Source organism: Glaciecola punicea (assembly GCF_001756615.1).
GTDB classification, from domain to species: Bacteria; Pseudomonadota; Gammaproteobacteria; order Enterobacterales; family Alteromonadaceae; genus Glaciecola; species Glaciecola punicea.
The window spans coordinates 392,895-407,892 of sequence record NZ_LZXY01000003.1 but is presented as its reverse complement, the minus strand read 5'-3'; the positions used below and the strand labels follow the sequence as shown (position 1 = coordinate 407,892).

At 42.9% G+C, this 14,998-nt stretch carries 15 protein-coding genes; 8 read left to right on the top strand and 7 right to left on the bottom strand.

The genetic code is table 11. The features are described 5' to 3' along the window. The first annotated feature begins 13 nt into the window (after positions 1-13). Complete coding sequence (gene glnD / locus BAE46_RS05930) at positions 14-2,650, top strand: [protein-PII] uridylyltransferase (RefSeq protein ID WP_070111956.1); 2,637 nt, start codon at positions 14-16, stop codon at positions 2,648-2,650. A gap of 204 nt (positions 2,651-2,854) precedes the next feature. On the opposite strand, the gene BAE46_RS05925 is transcribed toward glnD, so the two are convergent. After that, positions 2,855-3,304 carry a flavodoxin gene (locus BAE46_RS05925; protein ID WP_006004723.1) on the bottom strand — a complete coding sequence of 150 codons (450 nt, stop codon included), beginning with the start codon at positions 3,302-3,304 and terminating at the stop codon, positions 2,855-2,857. A gap of 375 nt (positions 3,305-3,679) precedes the next feature. On the opposite strand from BAE46_RS05925, the gene BAE46_RS05920 reads away from it, so the two are divergent. Together BAE46_RS05920 and BAE46_RS05915 are read left to right on the top strand one after the other, a co-directional pair. After that, on the top strand, positions 3,680-4,852 hold the full coding sequence (locus BAE46_RS05920; RefSeq protein WP_070111955.1) for a DUF3549 family protein: 1,173 nt from the start codon (positions 3,680-3,682) through the stop codon (positions 4,850-4,852). A gap of 28 nt (positions 4,853-4,880) precedes the next feature. Then, entirely contained in the window at positions 4,881-5,204 is a 324-nt protein-coding gene (locus BAE46_RS05915) for a DUF3301 domain-containing protein (RefSeq protein ID WP_006004719.1), read from the top strand. 551 nt (positions 5,205-5,755) lie between these two features. On the opposite strand, the gene BAE46_RS05910 is transcribed toward BAE46_RS05915, so the two are convergent. After that, the gene (locus BAE46_RS05910; protein ID WP_006004717.1) at positions 5,756-6,397 is read right to left on the bottom strand and encodes a GNAT family N-acetyltransferase; all 642 of its coding nucleotides are present in this window, start codon (positions 6,395-6,397) and stop codon (positions 5,756-5,758) included. 96 nt (positions 6,398-6,493) lie between these two features. After that, positions 6,494-6,859: a DUF3192 domain-containing protein gene (locus tag BAE46_RS05905; protein ID WP_006004715.1), complete on the bottom strand. Its 366-nt coding sequence runs from the start codon at positions 6,857-6,859 to the stop codon at positions 6,494-6,496. Between the two features lie 235 nt (positions 6,860-7,094). Between BAE46_RS05905 and BAE46_RS05900 the strand changes: the two genes are divergently transcribed. Then, a complete protein-coding gene (locus tag BAE46_RS05900; RefSeq protein WP_070111980.1) occupies positions 7,095-7,442 on the top strand; it encodes a DNA-binding protein in 348 nt (115 codons plus the stop codon). On the opposite strand, the gene syd is transcribed toward BAE46_RS05900, so the two are convergent. Continuing rightward, a complete protein-coding gene (gene syd, locus BAE46_RS05895) occupies positions 7,399-7,992 on the bottom strand; it encodes a SecY-interacting protein (RefSeq protein WP_070111954.1) in 594 nt (197 codons plus the stop codon). The genes BAE46_RS05900 and syd overlap by 44 nt on opposite strands. Before the next feature lie 221 nt (positions 7,993-8,213). Between syd and queF the strand changes: the two genes are divergently transcribed. Both queF and ppnN read left to right on the top strand, forming a co-directional pair. Next, positions 8,214-9,089 (top strand): NADPH-dependent 7-cyano-7-deazaguanine reductase QueF, encoded by an 876-nt coding sequence (gene queF, locus BAE46_RS05890; RefSeq protein ID WP_070111979.1) that lies wholly within the window; start codon positions 8,214-8,216, stop codon positions 9,087-9,089. Positions 9,090-9,160: 71 nt separating this feature from the next. After that, positions 9,161-10,555 (top strand): nucleotide 5'-monophosphate nucleosidase PpnN, encoded by a 1,395-nt coding sequence (gene ppnN, locus BAE46_RS05885; RefSeq protein WP_070111953.1) that lies wholly within the window; start codon positions 9,161-9,163, stop codon positions 10,553-10,555. Positions 10,556-10,560: 5 nt separating this feature from the next. On the opposite strand, the gene BAE46_RS05880 is transcribed toward ppnN, so the two are convergent. Next, positions 10,561-10,776: a hypothetical protein gene (locus BAE46_RS05880; RefSeq protein ID WP_006004705.1), complete on the bottom strand. Its 216-nt coding sequence runs from the start codon at positions 10,774-10,776 to the stop codon at positions 10,561-10,563. A gap of 173 nt (positions 10,777-10,949) precedes the next feature. Between BAE46_RS05880 and BAE46_RS05875 the strand changes: the two genes are divergently transcribed. Both BAE46_RS05875 and BAE46_RS15085 read left to right on the top strand, forming a co-directional pair. Continuing rightward, positions 10,950-11,348 carry a ComEA family DNA-binding protein gene (locus BAE46_RS05875; RefSeq protein ID WP_070111952.1) on the top strand — a complete coding sequence of 133 codons (399 nt, stop codon included), beginning with the start codon at positions 10,950-10,952 and terminating at the stop codon, positions 11,346-11,348. Between the two features lie 256 nt (positions 11,349-11,604). Further along, positions 11,605-11,733 carry a hypothetical protein gene (locus BAE46_RS15085; RefSeq protein ID WP_280513151.1) on the top strand — a complete coding sequence of 43 codons (129 nt, stop codon included), beginning with the start codon at positions 11,605-11,607 and terminating at the stop codon, positions 11,731-11,733. A 69-nt stretch (positions 11,734-11,802) separates the two neighbouring features. Here BAE46_RS15085 and BAE46_RS05865 read toward each other — a convergent pair whose 3' ends face one another. Further along, positions 11,803-13,809 (bottom strand): polysaccharide biosynthesis protein, encoded by a 2,007-nt coding sequence (locus BAE46_RS05865; RefSeq protein ID WP_070111951.1) that lies wholly within the window; start codon positions 13,807-13,809, stop codon positions 11,803-11,805. A gap of 240 nt (positions 13,810-14,049) precedes the next feature. Beyond that, complete coding sequence (gene galU, locus BAE46_RS05860) at positions 14,050-14,949, bottom strand: UTP--glucose-1-phosphate uridylyltransferase GalU (protein ID WP_070111950.1); 900 nt, start codon at positions 14,947-14,949, stop codon at positions 14,050-14,052. Positions 14,950-14,998: the final 49 nt, after the last annotated feature.

Here is a 14,998-nt window from a genome sequence, read left to right as displayed (position 1 = left end):
TTTAAGGAAATCCGTGTTAAATTTAAATAATATTATTGATAGGCTGCAAGACATTACGTCAGTGAGTGAAATAGCAGCCTTTAAAGGCTGCGTTACTGACAGTTTCAAATGGCTTGAACAAAACTTCTCAAACATACACGTAGACGAGCTTGTAGTAGAGCGCGCAAGGTTCACCGACGCACTGCTGTGCAAAGCGTGGCAGCTGCAAGAACTTGACCTTGTTAGCTCCTTAAGCTTGTGTGCGGTAGGCGGATACGGCCGCGGCCAAATGCAGCCCTACTCCGATATTGACCTTCTCATATTAACCGACAGAGCCCTTAGCCAAGAAGCACAAGAAAAAATATCTGTGCTTATTACGTTTTTATGGGATATAAAGTTAGAAGTTGGTCAGTCTGTTCGTACCATTAAAGAAACGCTTAAACTAGCAAAAAGCGATATTACAATTGCCACCAATCTTGTTGAAGCACGTCTTTTATGCGGCTGTAAAGACACCTTCAACGTACTAATCAAAAAAGTGAATAGTGAAAAAGTTTGGTCGAGTAAAAGCTTTTTCTTGGCTAAATTAGAAGAACAAAGTCTGCGCCATTCAAAATTTAACGGCACATCTTATAACCTTGAGCCTAACATCAAAGAAAACCCCGGGTGCTTGCGCGATATTCAAACCATTGGCTGGGTGGCTAAAAAACATTTTAAAGAATACGATGGTTTAACCCTTATCGGGCATGGATATTTTAATGAGCTTGAGCATGCCGAACTCATTGAATGCAGAAGTAACCTATGGCAAATACGCTTTGCACTTCACCTTGTAGCCAAGCGCAGCGAAAACAGACTTTTATTCGATTACCAGCCCGATGTAGCGCGCCTAATTGGCTTTGGAGACGGTAAGCCAGGCGTGGAAAAAATGATGAAGCATTTGTTTAGGATTGTGCGCCGAGTGAGTGAGCTAAACAGCATGCTGATGCTGCGTTTCAAACAAGACATTCTAAACCTAAAAGTGAAAAAGCGTGTTGTTATAAACGATGATTTTTGCGTTAACGACGGCTTTATTTCGCCTCTTAATGCCCACGTTTTCGCATCACCCCTTAAAATCTTAAGATTTTTGGATGTCATTAGTGAACATCCTACCATTGTTGGCCTAGATGCGGATTGTCTACAGCAGCTTCGTAATGCACGCAGAATGTTTCAGTCGGCGTATTATCATCAAATACCCGAATGTAGGGCGTATTTTATAAAGCTGGTGTCTAAGCCTGAATTTTTTGATTTAGCCTGGGATGTTATGTATCAGCACGGTGTACTGCAGTCTTACTTGCCCGAATGGGATAAAATTGTAGGCATGATGCAGTTTGATTTATTTCATGCCTACACGGTTGACGAACATACTCACCGACTGGTGAAACATATGCGCCAATACTACACTCAGCAAGAACAGTTTCCTCGCTGCAGTCGCATTATTAACAACTTGGAAAGCCCGCAGCTTATTTTTATCGCCGCTATTTTTCATGACATCGCAAAAGGAAGAGGCGGTAATCACTCTTTGTTGGGCGAAAAAGACGTGCATGTTTTTTGCGACCAGCATGGTATTAGTAAAGAAAACACCGCAATTATTGCATGGTTAGTCAAGCACCATTTACTAATGTCGACCGTGGCGCAAAGACGGGACATTTATGATCCCGAGGTTATTCGTGATTTTGCTGGCTTAGTGAAAAGCCAAGAGCAGCTTGATTTATTGTATGTATTAACACTGGCCGACATTCGCGCCACCAACCACAGCCTTTGGAACGACTGGAAAGCGTCTTTACTGCGAGAGCTATACTTGCTCACGCAAAAAGCATTAGACAATGGTCTGCAGTGTCAAATGACCCTAAACGATAGAATTCAGGACTATAAATCAAAGGCCATAGATTTGTTAACGCAAAGTAACGCTGATCTAGACGCTTGTCACGCACTTTGGCAGCATTATAATCATGATTATTTCGCCCGCTTTAGCCCGATACAAATAGCTTGGCATACGCAACAAATAGTCGAAGCAGGCGCCTTAGGCGACGACGAATTCATGGTGGCCGCGTCTAATAAAACATCAAAAGGCGGCACAGAGCTACTCATATACTGCAAAGATCGCCCCGCCCTATTTGCCCAAATTGCATCGGTTATCGACAGCAGAAACTGTTCAATACACGCCGCTCAAATATCGGTCACATCCACCGGCTATGTGTTTGACAGCATGATAGTGCTAGATAAGGATAACAAGCGCATAAGCAGTGAGTATCAGGTTAATAATTTTGTTAAGGCTATTCAAAAACAGCTGAAACAGCCCGGGCACTCGCATTTGAACTCGCGCAAAATGTCGCGTCGCATGAAACACTTAAACGTGCAAACTAAAGTGAGATTTTATTCCAGCCAAGACGACAGCACCCTCATAGAGCTAGAAGCCTTAGATGCACCGGGCTTACTAGCACGTATTGGACACTTGTTCGTTGATGTAAACATTACTTTGAAAATGGCCAAAATTGCGACCATTGGCGAGCGTGCTGAAGATGTGTTTATTGTCTGTAACAGTGAAGGCAAAGCGCTAACGCAAGAGCAGCAGGTTTTAGTCAAAAGGCTCATTAAGAACAAGCTGGACAAGCCAGAGACGCTAACACAAGTATGAATGTCAATATGAGCGGTAATATGAAAAGTAACAGCCCCGGTACCCTCAAGCCAACGAATCGAGTCAATCTTCTCATTCGCTACAGCGAGTGTGACGCACAGCAACTTGTTTTTAACGCCCGTTACGCCGAATACGCCAATCAATCGGGCTAATCACCCTAGCATTAAGCAGACTTTGCTAGGGTTTTATCCGTAAACCAACAATTTACCTTATTAAGTGTTCAGCAATCGCTTTTACCCACGGCACGACTTCTTCTTCTGGTGCGAGCGTTTCTAAGGCGTCTACTCGAAACAATTCAGCCACTGGCTTGCCCTGCAGCTCAGTTAGCAGCTCAAAAAACTGCTTGCCCCCGCCGCAATAGCTTTCACCATAGCTGCTGTCACCAAGGGCGGCAACGGCAAAAGGTTTGTTGTTCATAAGCGGGAAACTGTCGCGCAAATCACTATAAAAAAGCTCTAAATTAGGCGGCACGTCACCTTGCCCTGTGGTGGAGGTAATAATTAGGACAGATTCAGCGTCGGTAAAATCGCTCGTTTCAGGATCGGTAAATACTTCTGAATCAATCCCTTGAGCATTCAACATATCGTTAACTTCTTCAGCTACATGCTGGGCGTTGCCATATACTGAACCGGCAAAAATACTAATACTACTCATTGTCTTGGTCATTCCTTATGTTGGGTAATCGATAATTAGTGCGCTATTGCGATAAACACTCAAGCGCTCAAACGTGTTGGTATTCACACTAAATTAAAGGTTAGATATGTTTTATTTTTCATTTGCGATCACGTTTTGGTCAAAAATAGAGAAAGCATGTGTCAAGTCTGCATTAACAGCGCTTGTAAAGGTCATTGCGTGATGAGTAATAGGATGTTCAATTACCAGTTTAAAGCGACTAGCGCTTATGCTTCTTTGTTATTGCACGCGCCAGCATTTGTTTTACGATTAAGGGGCGCGCTGCCTGTACACTAAATAGTTATTTAACATATACTACCAGCATTGTTTTTTATCCCTTAAAGGTTTCTTATTTACATGTCTGTTTCTGCTTCAATTTCGACATTGAGTGAATTTTTATTGCAAGCACACACCCAGTTTCAGGTGTTTGATATGGGTCGTGGTATCCGAAAGGTTTCTAACAATACTTTTTTTGAGTGGGAAAACCAGCAGGCACCGTGCGCCTTTCCACGCCAAAATCAGGCTTGGTTTTGCATTGTGTTTTGGAACAAAAGCCTTAGCGCGCAGCACTATATGTGGTTTATAAAGCTGCCCCTTGATGAAAGTGGCTTAATGATAGGCGCCTCTTTGCAGCAGTTTTTAGATATTATTACACAGGCTTTAGGCAAGCACTTAGAGCATACCGGCAATAGCCAAGCACAGCTGCCAGAGAATCCTTACGTGTTTGTCCCAAGCCAACAGCAGCTTGCAGACTGCAATGCTCATATCAGAAAAGAGCTCAAGATTGAACGCGTGGCCAATGAAAAAGCGATGGCTTACTTACAGGCGCCAAATGCTATTCACGACTCAAAAGCATGGGAGGCCTTGTCGCTGCAGGATGTCGCCGATTTTGTGATTAACCCTGTGTTGCCCGCTATGTTGCCCGCTATGTTGCCCGCTATGCAGCAAGACACGCAGCAATACACGCAGCAATACACGCAACAAAATATGCGTCAAGATCTGCATCAAGATACGCTTGAAACCCTGATCGCTAACAACCTGAATGCCTACCCAACGCCAGTACTTACGTGTTTGCTGGGGAGTTTAGAGTCTGTTGAAGCAGGCCCCACACTAACGCAAGCTTTGATACGCTTGCATAGCGCAAGCACTGATGCAAATTTAGCGGCCCTGTGCTTAAGAGCGATGAGCGTAAAACCACAGCCTGAGTGTTTAAGGTATGTAGAACAGCTTATTGGTTTACACAACAGCGCCAGTGACGCTATAAGCACTACTCAAAGTAACAGCTCGCCAAGTCTCGAAACCTGCGTTGTTATTGCCGGTAGATACTGGCAGATGCTTAATAACGAAAATACCTTAGGGCATTTCATGCACAAGCTTGCGCTTATCGATGACAGCCACCAGCTTTTCAAAGGTTTGTATGCAGACCTTGTAAAAATACCCGAAACACGAAACAGCATGCTGCGCTTCATGCGCCAGCCGCAGCGTACAAAAGAAGTTTCATTGGCCATAAGTGCGCTGTTTGCGCCCTAAATAAACAAGCGCTATAAAAGGATACACAGTGGATTTAGCTAATATAATAATACTATTAGTATTAGTGGTGGTAGTGGTACAGTTTTGGCGCTTGCGCTCAATTGCCGAATTTATGGTGCAATATTCAAATCAATATTGTAACAAGCATAGGCTTCAGTACATTAGCCTAGCGCGCACCAACACCAGCTTCAGGTTTTATAAAGGGCGATTAGACTGGCAGCTAAGCTATCAACTGGAGTTTAGCAGCGACGGTCAGCTAGAGTATGCGGGCACCATTGTAAGTCATGGCAAGCATGTTATTAGCGTTGAATTGCCGCCTTATAGAATTGTGTCAGACGAGGCGGGTTATTAGGGCTGAATTGCACATATAACGAAGGAAGGCAGACGCGAGCGCCTGCCTTAAAAATTTTGAGCATCCCTCTCAGCTATCCATTGCTTAAATTTCATCCCGAAAAAACCGTTACACCCCTTTCCATTTTTATCCCGCTAATCCTAAGCAGGCAACACGCCATGTGCAGATCCCTTGTTCCCTTGTTCCATTGTCCTTTTGCATTTTACTGCCTGAGCTTGTCCGTATTCACTCAGATTCACACTTAATGTGTTGTCCATTACCATCCGCTGGCTGTCTGTTCCATCAACTTAACGTCCTGTCTTGGTCTTTACCTTTTTTTATGAAGTATCCCCAGGACGTACTCAGAATACCTTTTGGCCAATATTAATGGTTAACTTTTTTTAATCTACGCGTGTAAATAAATCAGCAGTTTATGGTTTAGCTGTTGATAAGTGCATGTTTATTATTGATTTTACTTATATTAGTGAACCTAGGCAGGGGCATAATAGTCAAATTGCCCACACTTACGTAAGAGATGACTTACAAACGTGTAGGCAAATATTGAAATGCCACTATGGCTTGCGGGGCCTAAACATCACCTTGCCTTTAATGTCTCCTGCAGTAATATCTTCAACAAGTTTGAATCCGCCTGCTTCAAAAAACGAAAGACACTTAGGCAAAGTGACTAGCACCCCAATGCCTTGTGACGTTTCATCATCAATCAGCAAGCCTAAAATGGCACTCATAAGCGCATGACCTAAACCCATATCTTGATAGTCAGGGTGCACGCCTATAAGCGAGAGCATGTGATAGTTTTGTGCGGGTATTTTTTCGCGCACTGTTTCTTCTTTAGCGATCATTTGCTTAGTGCCAAAATACCCAGCAGTAAGCAGCATTTTTAAACGCCAGTGCCAAAACTTACCGGCACCAAAAGTGGTGTCGGGCAGTGTTAAGCAACTTACCGCCAGTAAGCGATCGTCTTCATATATCCCAATAAGCGACTGTGAAGCATCCCAATAGGTATTAATCTCTTCTTTTATAGCGCTGCGTAAACGTGCTTCATAACCCTCTTTGTTGATCTGAAAAATTTCCATAAACAAAGGATCATCTAAATACGCCTTGTATAATAAAGAGGCTGCCACTTTAAGATCGTCAGCGCCTAAATACGCCGCTTTAATTTTCTCTAAATTGGGCATTACGTTAGCGGTTTTCATTTACCTAACCTTTTGAACAATATGAGTAGTAACTTAAGTGTAAACGATATACTGGCGCACTAACAATTGATTTACATCAAGCTTGTGAAGATAAGCTTAAATAGCATCTAAAGCCGTGCTGCCAAAACCTATCAGTTCGCCGTTAGCAAATAACACAGGCGTGCATTCATCTTTGCTAGTGATACCGTCTGCGTCGATGCGCTGAGTTCGATAAAACAGCACTCTATACTCTTTAGAGTCTTTGACAATAAGCTCATCAAAAGCAGGCACGCCCATGCTCAGTCTTACCATTGAGATAGCTGAACCGGGGCTAAGCTCGCTAATTTTTTGGCGATTTTCTTTTTCAATTTTGCTCCACGATGAATGGCTGTCGCTATCGTCTTCATAATCGTCGCCAATTTTAATGACGCAGCCCGACAGTAGTAAGCCCGTTAGTGCGATTGCAATTATAGTCTTTTTCATAATACGCCTCTTTTTTTTACTTGATATTGTGTTGTGTGAAATTGATGATATGCACACGTAAATACATGTGCTTCAAGCTTGCTGTTAACAACAATTAGACCACAATTAAAAACCCGTTTACTTTCATAGATTTAGCGATTTTAGAGCGAAATTGTGAAAATATACTTATGTAAAGTAGACTATTTAATTAACAATATGACTAATTATTCGTTTAAAAGTAACAATGACTATTAGTATGCATAACCAAGATGTAATTAAGGCCTGCGCTGAGTTAGTTAAGGCGGGCAAAAAACCGACGGTAGGACTTGTGCGGGCAACGCTGTTAAATAAGGTACCCCTAGCAGCGGTTGTAAAAGGCATTCAACAGTATCAGGTGAATCGAAAATTAGGCATAGTGATGCGTGATGACACTTCAAATGAGAACAGCAAAAAGAGTAAAGACACGCCTGCTGCACAAGCCACTCAGCACTTAAGCACCTGTGCGTGTGAAAGCAGAGTTGCGCTGCTTGAACAGCAGCTTGAAAAACTAACTCAGCAGCTTATAGCGTTACAAGCTCAGGTGCAGGACTTATCTGGGCCATAAACGCGCTTAACGACGATGCAATTTCACGCTGGGGCTCTTTGCCAACCTGCTCTAGCACAACCGCGCCGGTGCTTAGCATTACCGATAAAATAAAGTCTTCTTCGTCGGTTAATGCAAAAAACAGCGTTTCAGCCTGTTTTAAACGTCGCTTCATTAGCACGTGAGAAATCAGATTCTTTTGCAAACGATCAAAATCTTCTTCGTTCCACACCTGCAAGATAGTGAGCTTACCGTTTGCAGCGCTAGCGTTGAGATCGTGCGAATAATAGCGGCAAAATAGCGCCTGAAGCTCACTCGGTATGCGCAAGTCAAGCGCCTCTTCTAAGTTAACTAATGAGGCTTGCTGATCACGTAAAGACGGTTTCCAAGGCACTTCGTCGCCATCGTCAGCCGCTTCAATGTTAAACGATTGAAGACAGGGGCTTAGCCACTGCTTGTCAAAATACGTAATAAGCCCCATGTTATCGTTTGTAGAATGGTCGATATATGAGTGTATGAAGGCATCGAATACTTGTGTAAATGGGGTTTTTGAGTCAATGGGTAATGACATATAGTGCTTCCTGAGAGGCTAATAAAGTGAAAGGTGCAGCTATGTATAATAAAGCCACTTTGGCGCTATTCGCGTTTTATACAGCAGTGTATAAGACATAAGCTACTTTAATAGTGCATTACACAGTGCAAAAAAGTTATTTAACTTTGCGCTAACTATGGGGCATGCATGAGTATTTTGTTATTATACCCAATTGCGACGCATTTTCTAATACCCGCGATATGTTAGTTAACGACATACGCTATTTATACACGGAGAAAAGATTGGATCATTTAGTACTTGGCAAAACCACGGCTTATGCACAGCATTACGACGCCAGCTTGCTACAGCAAGTGCCGCGTAGTTTAAGCAGAGACACCATCAACTTGCCGCTTGAGCTGCCATTTACCGGCGTAGACACGTGGAATGCCTACGAAGTGTCTTGGCTTAACACCAAAGGTAAGCCTGTGGTGGCTATTATGCAGTGCGATGTACCCATAGATTCAGCCAACTTGATTGAATCTAAATCGTTTAAACTATACTTAAACAGCTTTAACCAAACGCGCTTTGCCAGTGAAGAAGAAGTGCTAGGGCTGATGCAAAAAGATTTGTCTGCCTGCGCGGGGCGGCCAGTAAAGCTAAGCTTAGTACCTTGTGCAGCATTTGCTAATATTCGCATTGGCGACTTGCCCAGCCATGCTAATGCAGACTTCCCCGCCTGCGTCATTGACGATTTAGACATCGCTATTGACGATTATAATTTGTCGGCGTCGTCACTTACCACGCATAATGAGGTGGTCAGCGAAACCCTTATTAGCCATTTATTAAAATCAAACTGCTTAATAACGAACCAACCGGACTGGGGCAGTGTACAAATTAGATACTCAGGCAAACAAATAGACAAAGAAAGTGTACTGCGTTATTTAATATCGTTTCGCCAGCACAATGAATTTCACGAACAGTGCGTAGAGCGAATATTTTACGACATACTCACCCACTGTAAACCAAAAAAACTCAGTGTTTATGCCCGATATACCCGCCGAGGTGGCCTAGACATAAATCCATTTCGTTCAAACTTTGAAGCGCCTTACAACAATGTTCGATTAGCCAGGCAGTAGCCTAAGGTAAATAGTGCTTTGCATCGGAATATATCGCTTATGCGATAAGATACACTAAAAAAGGATCGTAAATGACCAACACTGTAAGACTTAATCCCGTAGGATCGATGTCGCAGCTCTCGCAGCTTGAAATGAATTTGCTGGAACAATCTACCACCGACGACATGTACCAAATTTTCAGAAACTGCTGTTTAGCGGTATTAAACTCAGGCGTAGAACAAGACGATGCTGAAGCCCTGTTTGAAACCTACAAAAATTTCAACGTTAAGCTGGCACGCAAAGAGCGTGGCGTCAAAATAGAGCTGATCAATCCACCACAAAACGCGTTTGTAGACGGCAAGTTAATCGCCGGTGTGCATGAGCACCTTTTCGCGGTATTGCGCGACATGCTCTACATGAGCAGCAAACACAACGCTCAGTTCGATTCAGCCAAACACAGAATTCGCACGCCTACCCCCGCGAATATTGCCACCCACGTGGTATTTGACATGCTGCGCCATTCAGACGCCTTAGGCAGCACCGAGCCCGCCAACATGATTGTATGCTGGGGCGGTCACTCAATTCCGGTTGAAGAGTATAAATACACCAAAGCAGTAGGCTACCAAATAGGCCTGCGCGGCATGAATATTTGCACAGGCTGCGGCCCAGGCGCCATGAAAGGCCCCATGAAAGGCGCGGCCATTGGGCATGCCAAGCAAAGAGTGAAAACAGGACGCTACTTAGGGATTACCGAGCCCAGCATTATTGCCGCTGAGCCGCCCAATGCCATTGTGAACGAACTCATTATAATGCCCGACATTGAGAAACGCTTAGAAGCATTCGTGCGCATTTCACACGGCATTGTGGTGTTCCCTGGCGGCGTGGGGACCGCAGAAGAGCTTTTATATTTGCTGGGTTTATTGCTAGATGAGAAAAATAAAGACCAGAAAATACCGCTCATCCTAACCGGGCCGGCAAGTCGTAAAGACTATTTTGAAGCGATTGACGACTTTGTAGGTGCAACGCTAGGTAAAGAAGCGCAAAGCATGTATCAAATTATTACGGGGGATGCCAGTAAAGTAGGCAGCGCCTTAAATATCGCCCAAGAAGAGGTGTTGGAATACCGACGCAAAGTGGGTGATTCTTATAACTTTAATTGGACTTTGCATATACCAGAAGATTTTCAGCAAACGTTTATTCCAACGCATGAATCGATGAAAGCTTTAGATTTGAGTTTGGAGCAGCCTATTTCGTCACTTGCGGCTAATTTAAGAAAATGCTTCTCAGGTATTGTGGCAGGCAATGTAAAAGCTGAGGGAATTGAAGAGATAAAACGGCATGGGCCTTTTGAGCTGCACGGTGATGCCAGCTTGATGCGTAAAATGGATGTTCTACTTGCTTCTTTTGTGAAGCAGGGACGAATGAAGCTAAATGGGGCGCCTTACGAGCCTTGTTACGTGATTAATGTGTCTGATGCTGAGAGCTGATAAGCTCAGTATTCTGCGCCCTTGTGCGCGCTGGCTAAGTCATCTAAATCTGAACAGGTATAATCAAAGCCTTTGCCGTCAAACTCGTAGCTAACTTTTACCATGCTTGATTTTGCGAAGAGCTTTGCCTTTACGCTTTGTTTATCCCAGTGCTGTAACTCGTTTATGAAACGGCTGGCCTGGGTGTGGGATTCAAATTGATAGGTAATATCTGTGATCATGGCTACACTTTAATGGTTTGGAATAGTTTGAAATAGTTTGCTTATGAATATTTAGCAATGCTTGCGTAATTCTGTACCAAAAGCCAAGTATTAGAAAGGTATTTTCTTATGTAGTCTTTGTGATAGTGCAAATAAGCACTTAAAAACCAAATCACTATATAAGGATATACAAAATGAAATTACCAAATTGGATGATGCTGTGTGTTTTACTGCTTAACGGAGCAAGCCAGTATTCAGCGAATGCTGCCGCCAGCATGCCTGCTTTTTCAGACGATTTTGAGAAATTTGCTAGTGTGGGTCAAATGTTGGCTACCAGCAGCGCAAATAACGCTAATGCCAAAAGTACCACTAATGTTGCAAGTACCTTAGGCACTGCAATGGCGCCAATTGATATTAACAAAGCGAATGTGCAAGAGCTTTCAATCTTGCCGAGCATAGGCGCTAAAAAAGCACAGGCCATTGTTGACTATCGCAAACTAAACGGCAAGTTTTTAAGCGTAGAAGAGTTAGTTAACGTACGCGGCATAGGCCCAAAAATGCTGGCAAAATTAGGCGCCTTCGTGTTTGTTTAGCATTATTACATCTTTAAAAAGCTCGTCTGTATGAACAAGCCGTTTACTTAATTTGTTGATAATTCAGAACTTATATTGACAGTGAACATTAAAAATAATTAGAGCCGATATTTTATATATCGGTTTTTTAATACTCAAGACCTATGAATAATTTACACTAATGCTTCATTAACCATCTGATTGAGGAAAAGCTCGTTATGAGAAAAAGACGTCGACTATTCAAAGAACAAGCGATGCAGCTCTGAGATCTTTGTATATGGAAAGCCTAGAAAAAAATAATCCAGTGAGTTACTTTCTAGATTTATTGTCGGATGCAGAAGCCATTGGCGCTGCCAAAGAAATACGACTAGAAGAAATTAAAGAGCATTGGAGAATAGCCGCTTAAACCTTTTGACATACTGATATATGACCGTGCGCAAACACATTGTTTAATTGACGGTGATATTGATTAATATCATTTTATGAGATTGAGTTTTGGCTTTTTAGCCAGCGCTTCTTCCTCTTTTTCAGGCTTTAGCTGCGACCAAACCAAGTCACATATGTCATCTGTTGGGTTAAAACCGGTAGGCGCATCAAGCAATATTTGGCGAATAAGCTCATGGTCAAAGTTATGGCAGGCTTTATCTAAACTATCTAAAATGACAGATAAGTCATCCCACGTTAGCATCGCTTCATTGGCCATTAAAATCCGTTCGTGAAAGGTTTCTAAAACGTTATCGCCAATTAACAGTTCTTCAAACAGCTTTTCTCCTGGGCGCAAACCTGTGCAGGTAATCTCTATGTCACCATCTGGATTATTCTCATCTTTAATGTCTAAACCGGACAGTCTCACCATTTTTTCGGCTAAGTCTTTTATGCGTACCGAGTCGCCCATATCTAACACAAAAACGTCACCGCCTTTGCCCATAGCACCGGCTTGAATAACGAGTTGAGCAGCCTCTGGAATGGTCATAAAGTAGCGCGTAATGTCTTCATGGGTAAGCGTTATTGGGCCGCCTTCCCTGATTTGACGTCTAAATAGCGGCACCACGGAGCCTGATGACCCTAAAACATTGCCAAATCGCACCATGCAGAACCGAGTTCCATTATTTATTTGTGATTTGTCTAGCGCCTGAAGCACGAGTTCGGCCATGCGTTTACTTGCACCCATGGTATTGGTGGGACGAACCGCTTTGTCGGTCGAAATAAGTACGAAGGTTTCAACGTTAGCGTTAATCGCGGCGAGCGCCGCGTGGTAGGTGCCAAATACATTATTTCTGACCCCTTCAACCACATTTTGCTCAACCAGTGGCACATGTTTATAAGCGGCGGCATGATAAATTGTGTGAACATTAAATGACTTCATCACATTTTCAACGCGGTTAAGGTGTTGAACTGAGCCCATTATGGGAATAAGCTTCGTTTGCAAGCGATTTTTTGAAATATATTCTGAAAGCTCTTTTTCTATTTCATATAGGCAAAACTCAGATTGTTCAAACAACACCAGCTTAACCGGCTTGTATTTTAGAATTTGTCGACATAGCTCAGAGCCAATAGAGCCACCGGCACCTGACACCATAACGCTTTTACCCGTTATGTGCTGCGCCATTAATTGCGAAATGGGGTTTACTGACTCTCTGCCCAGCAGATCTTCAATTTCTACATCAACTAACTCGTCGGCGTTTGCTACGCCTTCCACCATGTCTTTTATGCCCGCCATGGTTTGTACTTTTATCGACAGATGTTCAAGCTGCGATATAATTTGGTTTCGTCTTGAACGACTAGCGCTTGGCAAAGCTAACAGTATTTTGTCGACTTTACCGTCGACAATTAAGCCTCTTAAACTAGAAATGCCAACTACTGGAATGCCTTGGACTATTGAGCGCTGCTTGGTTACGTCGTCGTCAATAAAAGCACTTACAAAATATTCAGGACCTGTGGTGAGTGCATTTGCTAACTGACGCCCGGCTGAGCCTGCACCATATACCACAACCGGTTTTTTGTTTGTACCTGCAAACTGAGCGATTAGCGCCCTTACGACTAGTCTTGAGCCGCCTACACTTAATAAGATAAGTGCAGCATAAATGAGTGGCATGGTTCGATGGATGTCAATTGTTGAGAAAAAGGCAACAAGTACTAAAGTAACGGTAGATAATAAGGTGCCTGCAACTATTGCCCAAACGGCTTTTGAGCTCATGTATCTTAGTACAGCGCGATATAGGCCCAGTCGAACAAAAATTAAAATACTGGTAGGCAGAACGGCTAACAATATAAGCCAATACTGAATATTCATTAAAGGCAATATTGAGTCTACACGAATAAACAAAGCAAGCCAAAACGATAAGAAGACAAAGGCAGAATCCACCGTTAACGTAAGAAGACGTTTAGCTTTTCTTGGTGAGTTTAATATTTTTATAATTACGTTTGAAGACAATTTACTCTCGCTATTATTTGCGCTCGTATTTTTAAAATTCTTAATCATAACAATTCCATGTCATTAGGAACTTTATTATAGATCTTTAGTTAGCAAAAACAAGTGATAATTTTCGGCTTTCTTTATTGCGACGTTTCCTGTTAATTCAAGCACATCACTATAATGAATATGAGTTCGTCTATAGTGCACTTTTTCAATAACTACAAATTTACCAACAAACTAAGTAAAAAGCTCGTTTGTATGAACGCGCTTTTTTAGTTTGCCGGGGTGGAAACTGCGATATGCAGACTACTTGTTAGCAAACATGTTAGTTAAGTATTTAGTAAACTCGTCGCCTAACTCAGGGTGGCGCATAGCATATTCAACGTTAGCCTTCATATAGCCAAGCTTACTGCCGCAGTCGTGGCTTTTGCCTTTCATGTAGTACGCATCTACTTGTTCATGTTCCATTAATGCATCTATTGCATCGGTGAGCTGAATTTCGCCGCCGGCACCGGGTAGGGTTTTACCCAACAAATCCCATATTTTTTCAGACAACACGTAACGTCCTACTACCGCTAGGTCAGACGGCGCATCTTCTAACGCGGGCTTCTCAACCATTTTGTGGATCTTTGCAGACTCGCCCGGCGCTAATGACTTGCCTTCCAAATCTACAATACCAAAATTGGACACGTCTTCTTGAGCAACCTGTTCAACCATAACCTGACTTACACGGCTAGTATTGAACTTGGCAACCATGTCAGCCAGGTTGTCCTTTTTAGGATTGCTGGTAGAGTCATCAATAATAACGTCGGGCAATACCACCGCAAAAGGACTGTCGCCCACTAATGGCAGGGCACACATAATAGCGTGGCCTAAACCATTAGCAACGCCTTGGCGCACATGCATAATGGTGACGTCTTTAGGACAAATTTGTTTTACGGCTTCTAGCAACTGGCGCTTAACACGCTTTTCAAGCGTCGCTTCAAGCTCAAACGAGGTATCGAAATGATTTTCTATGCTATTTTTACTGGCGTGAGTTACCAAAATAATTTCTTTTAAGCCCGCCTTCACACACTCATTTACTACATACTGAATAAGAGGCTTGTCGACCACTGGCAGCATTTCTTTGGGGATAGCTTTGGTTGCAGGCAACATTCTGGTACCAAGACCGGCTACGGGGATAACTGCTTTTCTTACCTGACTCATTTTACGCTTCCTACTTATTAAATTATTACGTCCATGAAACTTTGAATAC

Coding starts and splice junctions, on each gene's coding strand:
- BAE46_RS05925 (WP_006004723.1), bottom strand. CDS start 3,304: ATGAGTAGTATTAGTATTTTTGCCGGTTCAGTATATGGCAACGCCCAG.
- BAE46_RS05920 (WP_070111955.1), top strand. CDS start 3,680: ATGTCTGTTTCTGCTTCAATTTCGACATTGAGTGAATTTTTATTGCAA.
- BAE46_RS05910 (WP_006004717.1), bottom strand. CDS start 6,397: ATGAAAACCGCTAACGTAATGCCCAATTTAGAGAAAATTAAAGCGGCG.
- BAE46_RS05905 (WP_006004715.1), bottom strand. CDS start 6,859: ATGAAAAAGACTATAATTGCAATCGCACTAACGGGCTTACTACTGTCG.
- BAE46_RS05900 (WP_070111980.1), top strand. CDS start 7,095: ATGCATAACCAAGATGTAATTAAGGCCTGCGCTGAGTTAGTTAAGGCG.
- syd (WP_070111954.1), bottom strand. CDS start 7,992: ATGTCATTACCCATTGACTCAAAAACCCCATTTACACAAGTATTCGAT.
- queF (WP_070111979.1), top strand. CDS start 8,214: ATGTTAGTTAACGACATACGCTATTTATACACGGAGAAAAGATTGGAT.
- ppnN (WP_070111953.1), top strand. CDS start 9,161: ATGACCAACACTGTAAGACTTAATCCCGTAGGATCGATGTCGCAGCTC.
- BAE46_RS05880 (WP_006004705.1), bottom strand. CDS start 10,776: ATGATCACAGATATTACCTATCAATTTGAATCCCACACCCAGGCCAGC.
- BAE46_RS05875 (WP_070111952.1), top strand. CDS start 10,950: ATGAAATTACCAAATTGGATGATGCTGTGTGTTTTACTGCTTAACGGA.
- BAE46_RS15085 (WP_280513151.1), top strand. CDS start 11,605: ATGGAAAGCCTAGAAAAAAATAATCCAGTGAGTTACTTTCTAGATTTA.
- BAE46_RS05865 (WP_070111951.1), bottom strand. CDS start 13,809: ATGATTAAGAATTTTAAAAATACGAGCGCAAATAATAGCGAGAGTAAA.
- galU (WP_070111950.1), bottom strand. CDS start 14,949: ATGAGTCAGGTAAGAAAAGCAGTTATCCCCGTAGCCGGTCTTGGTACC.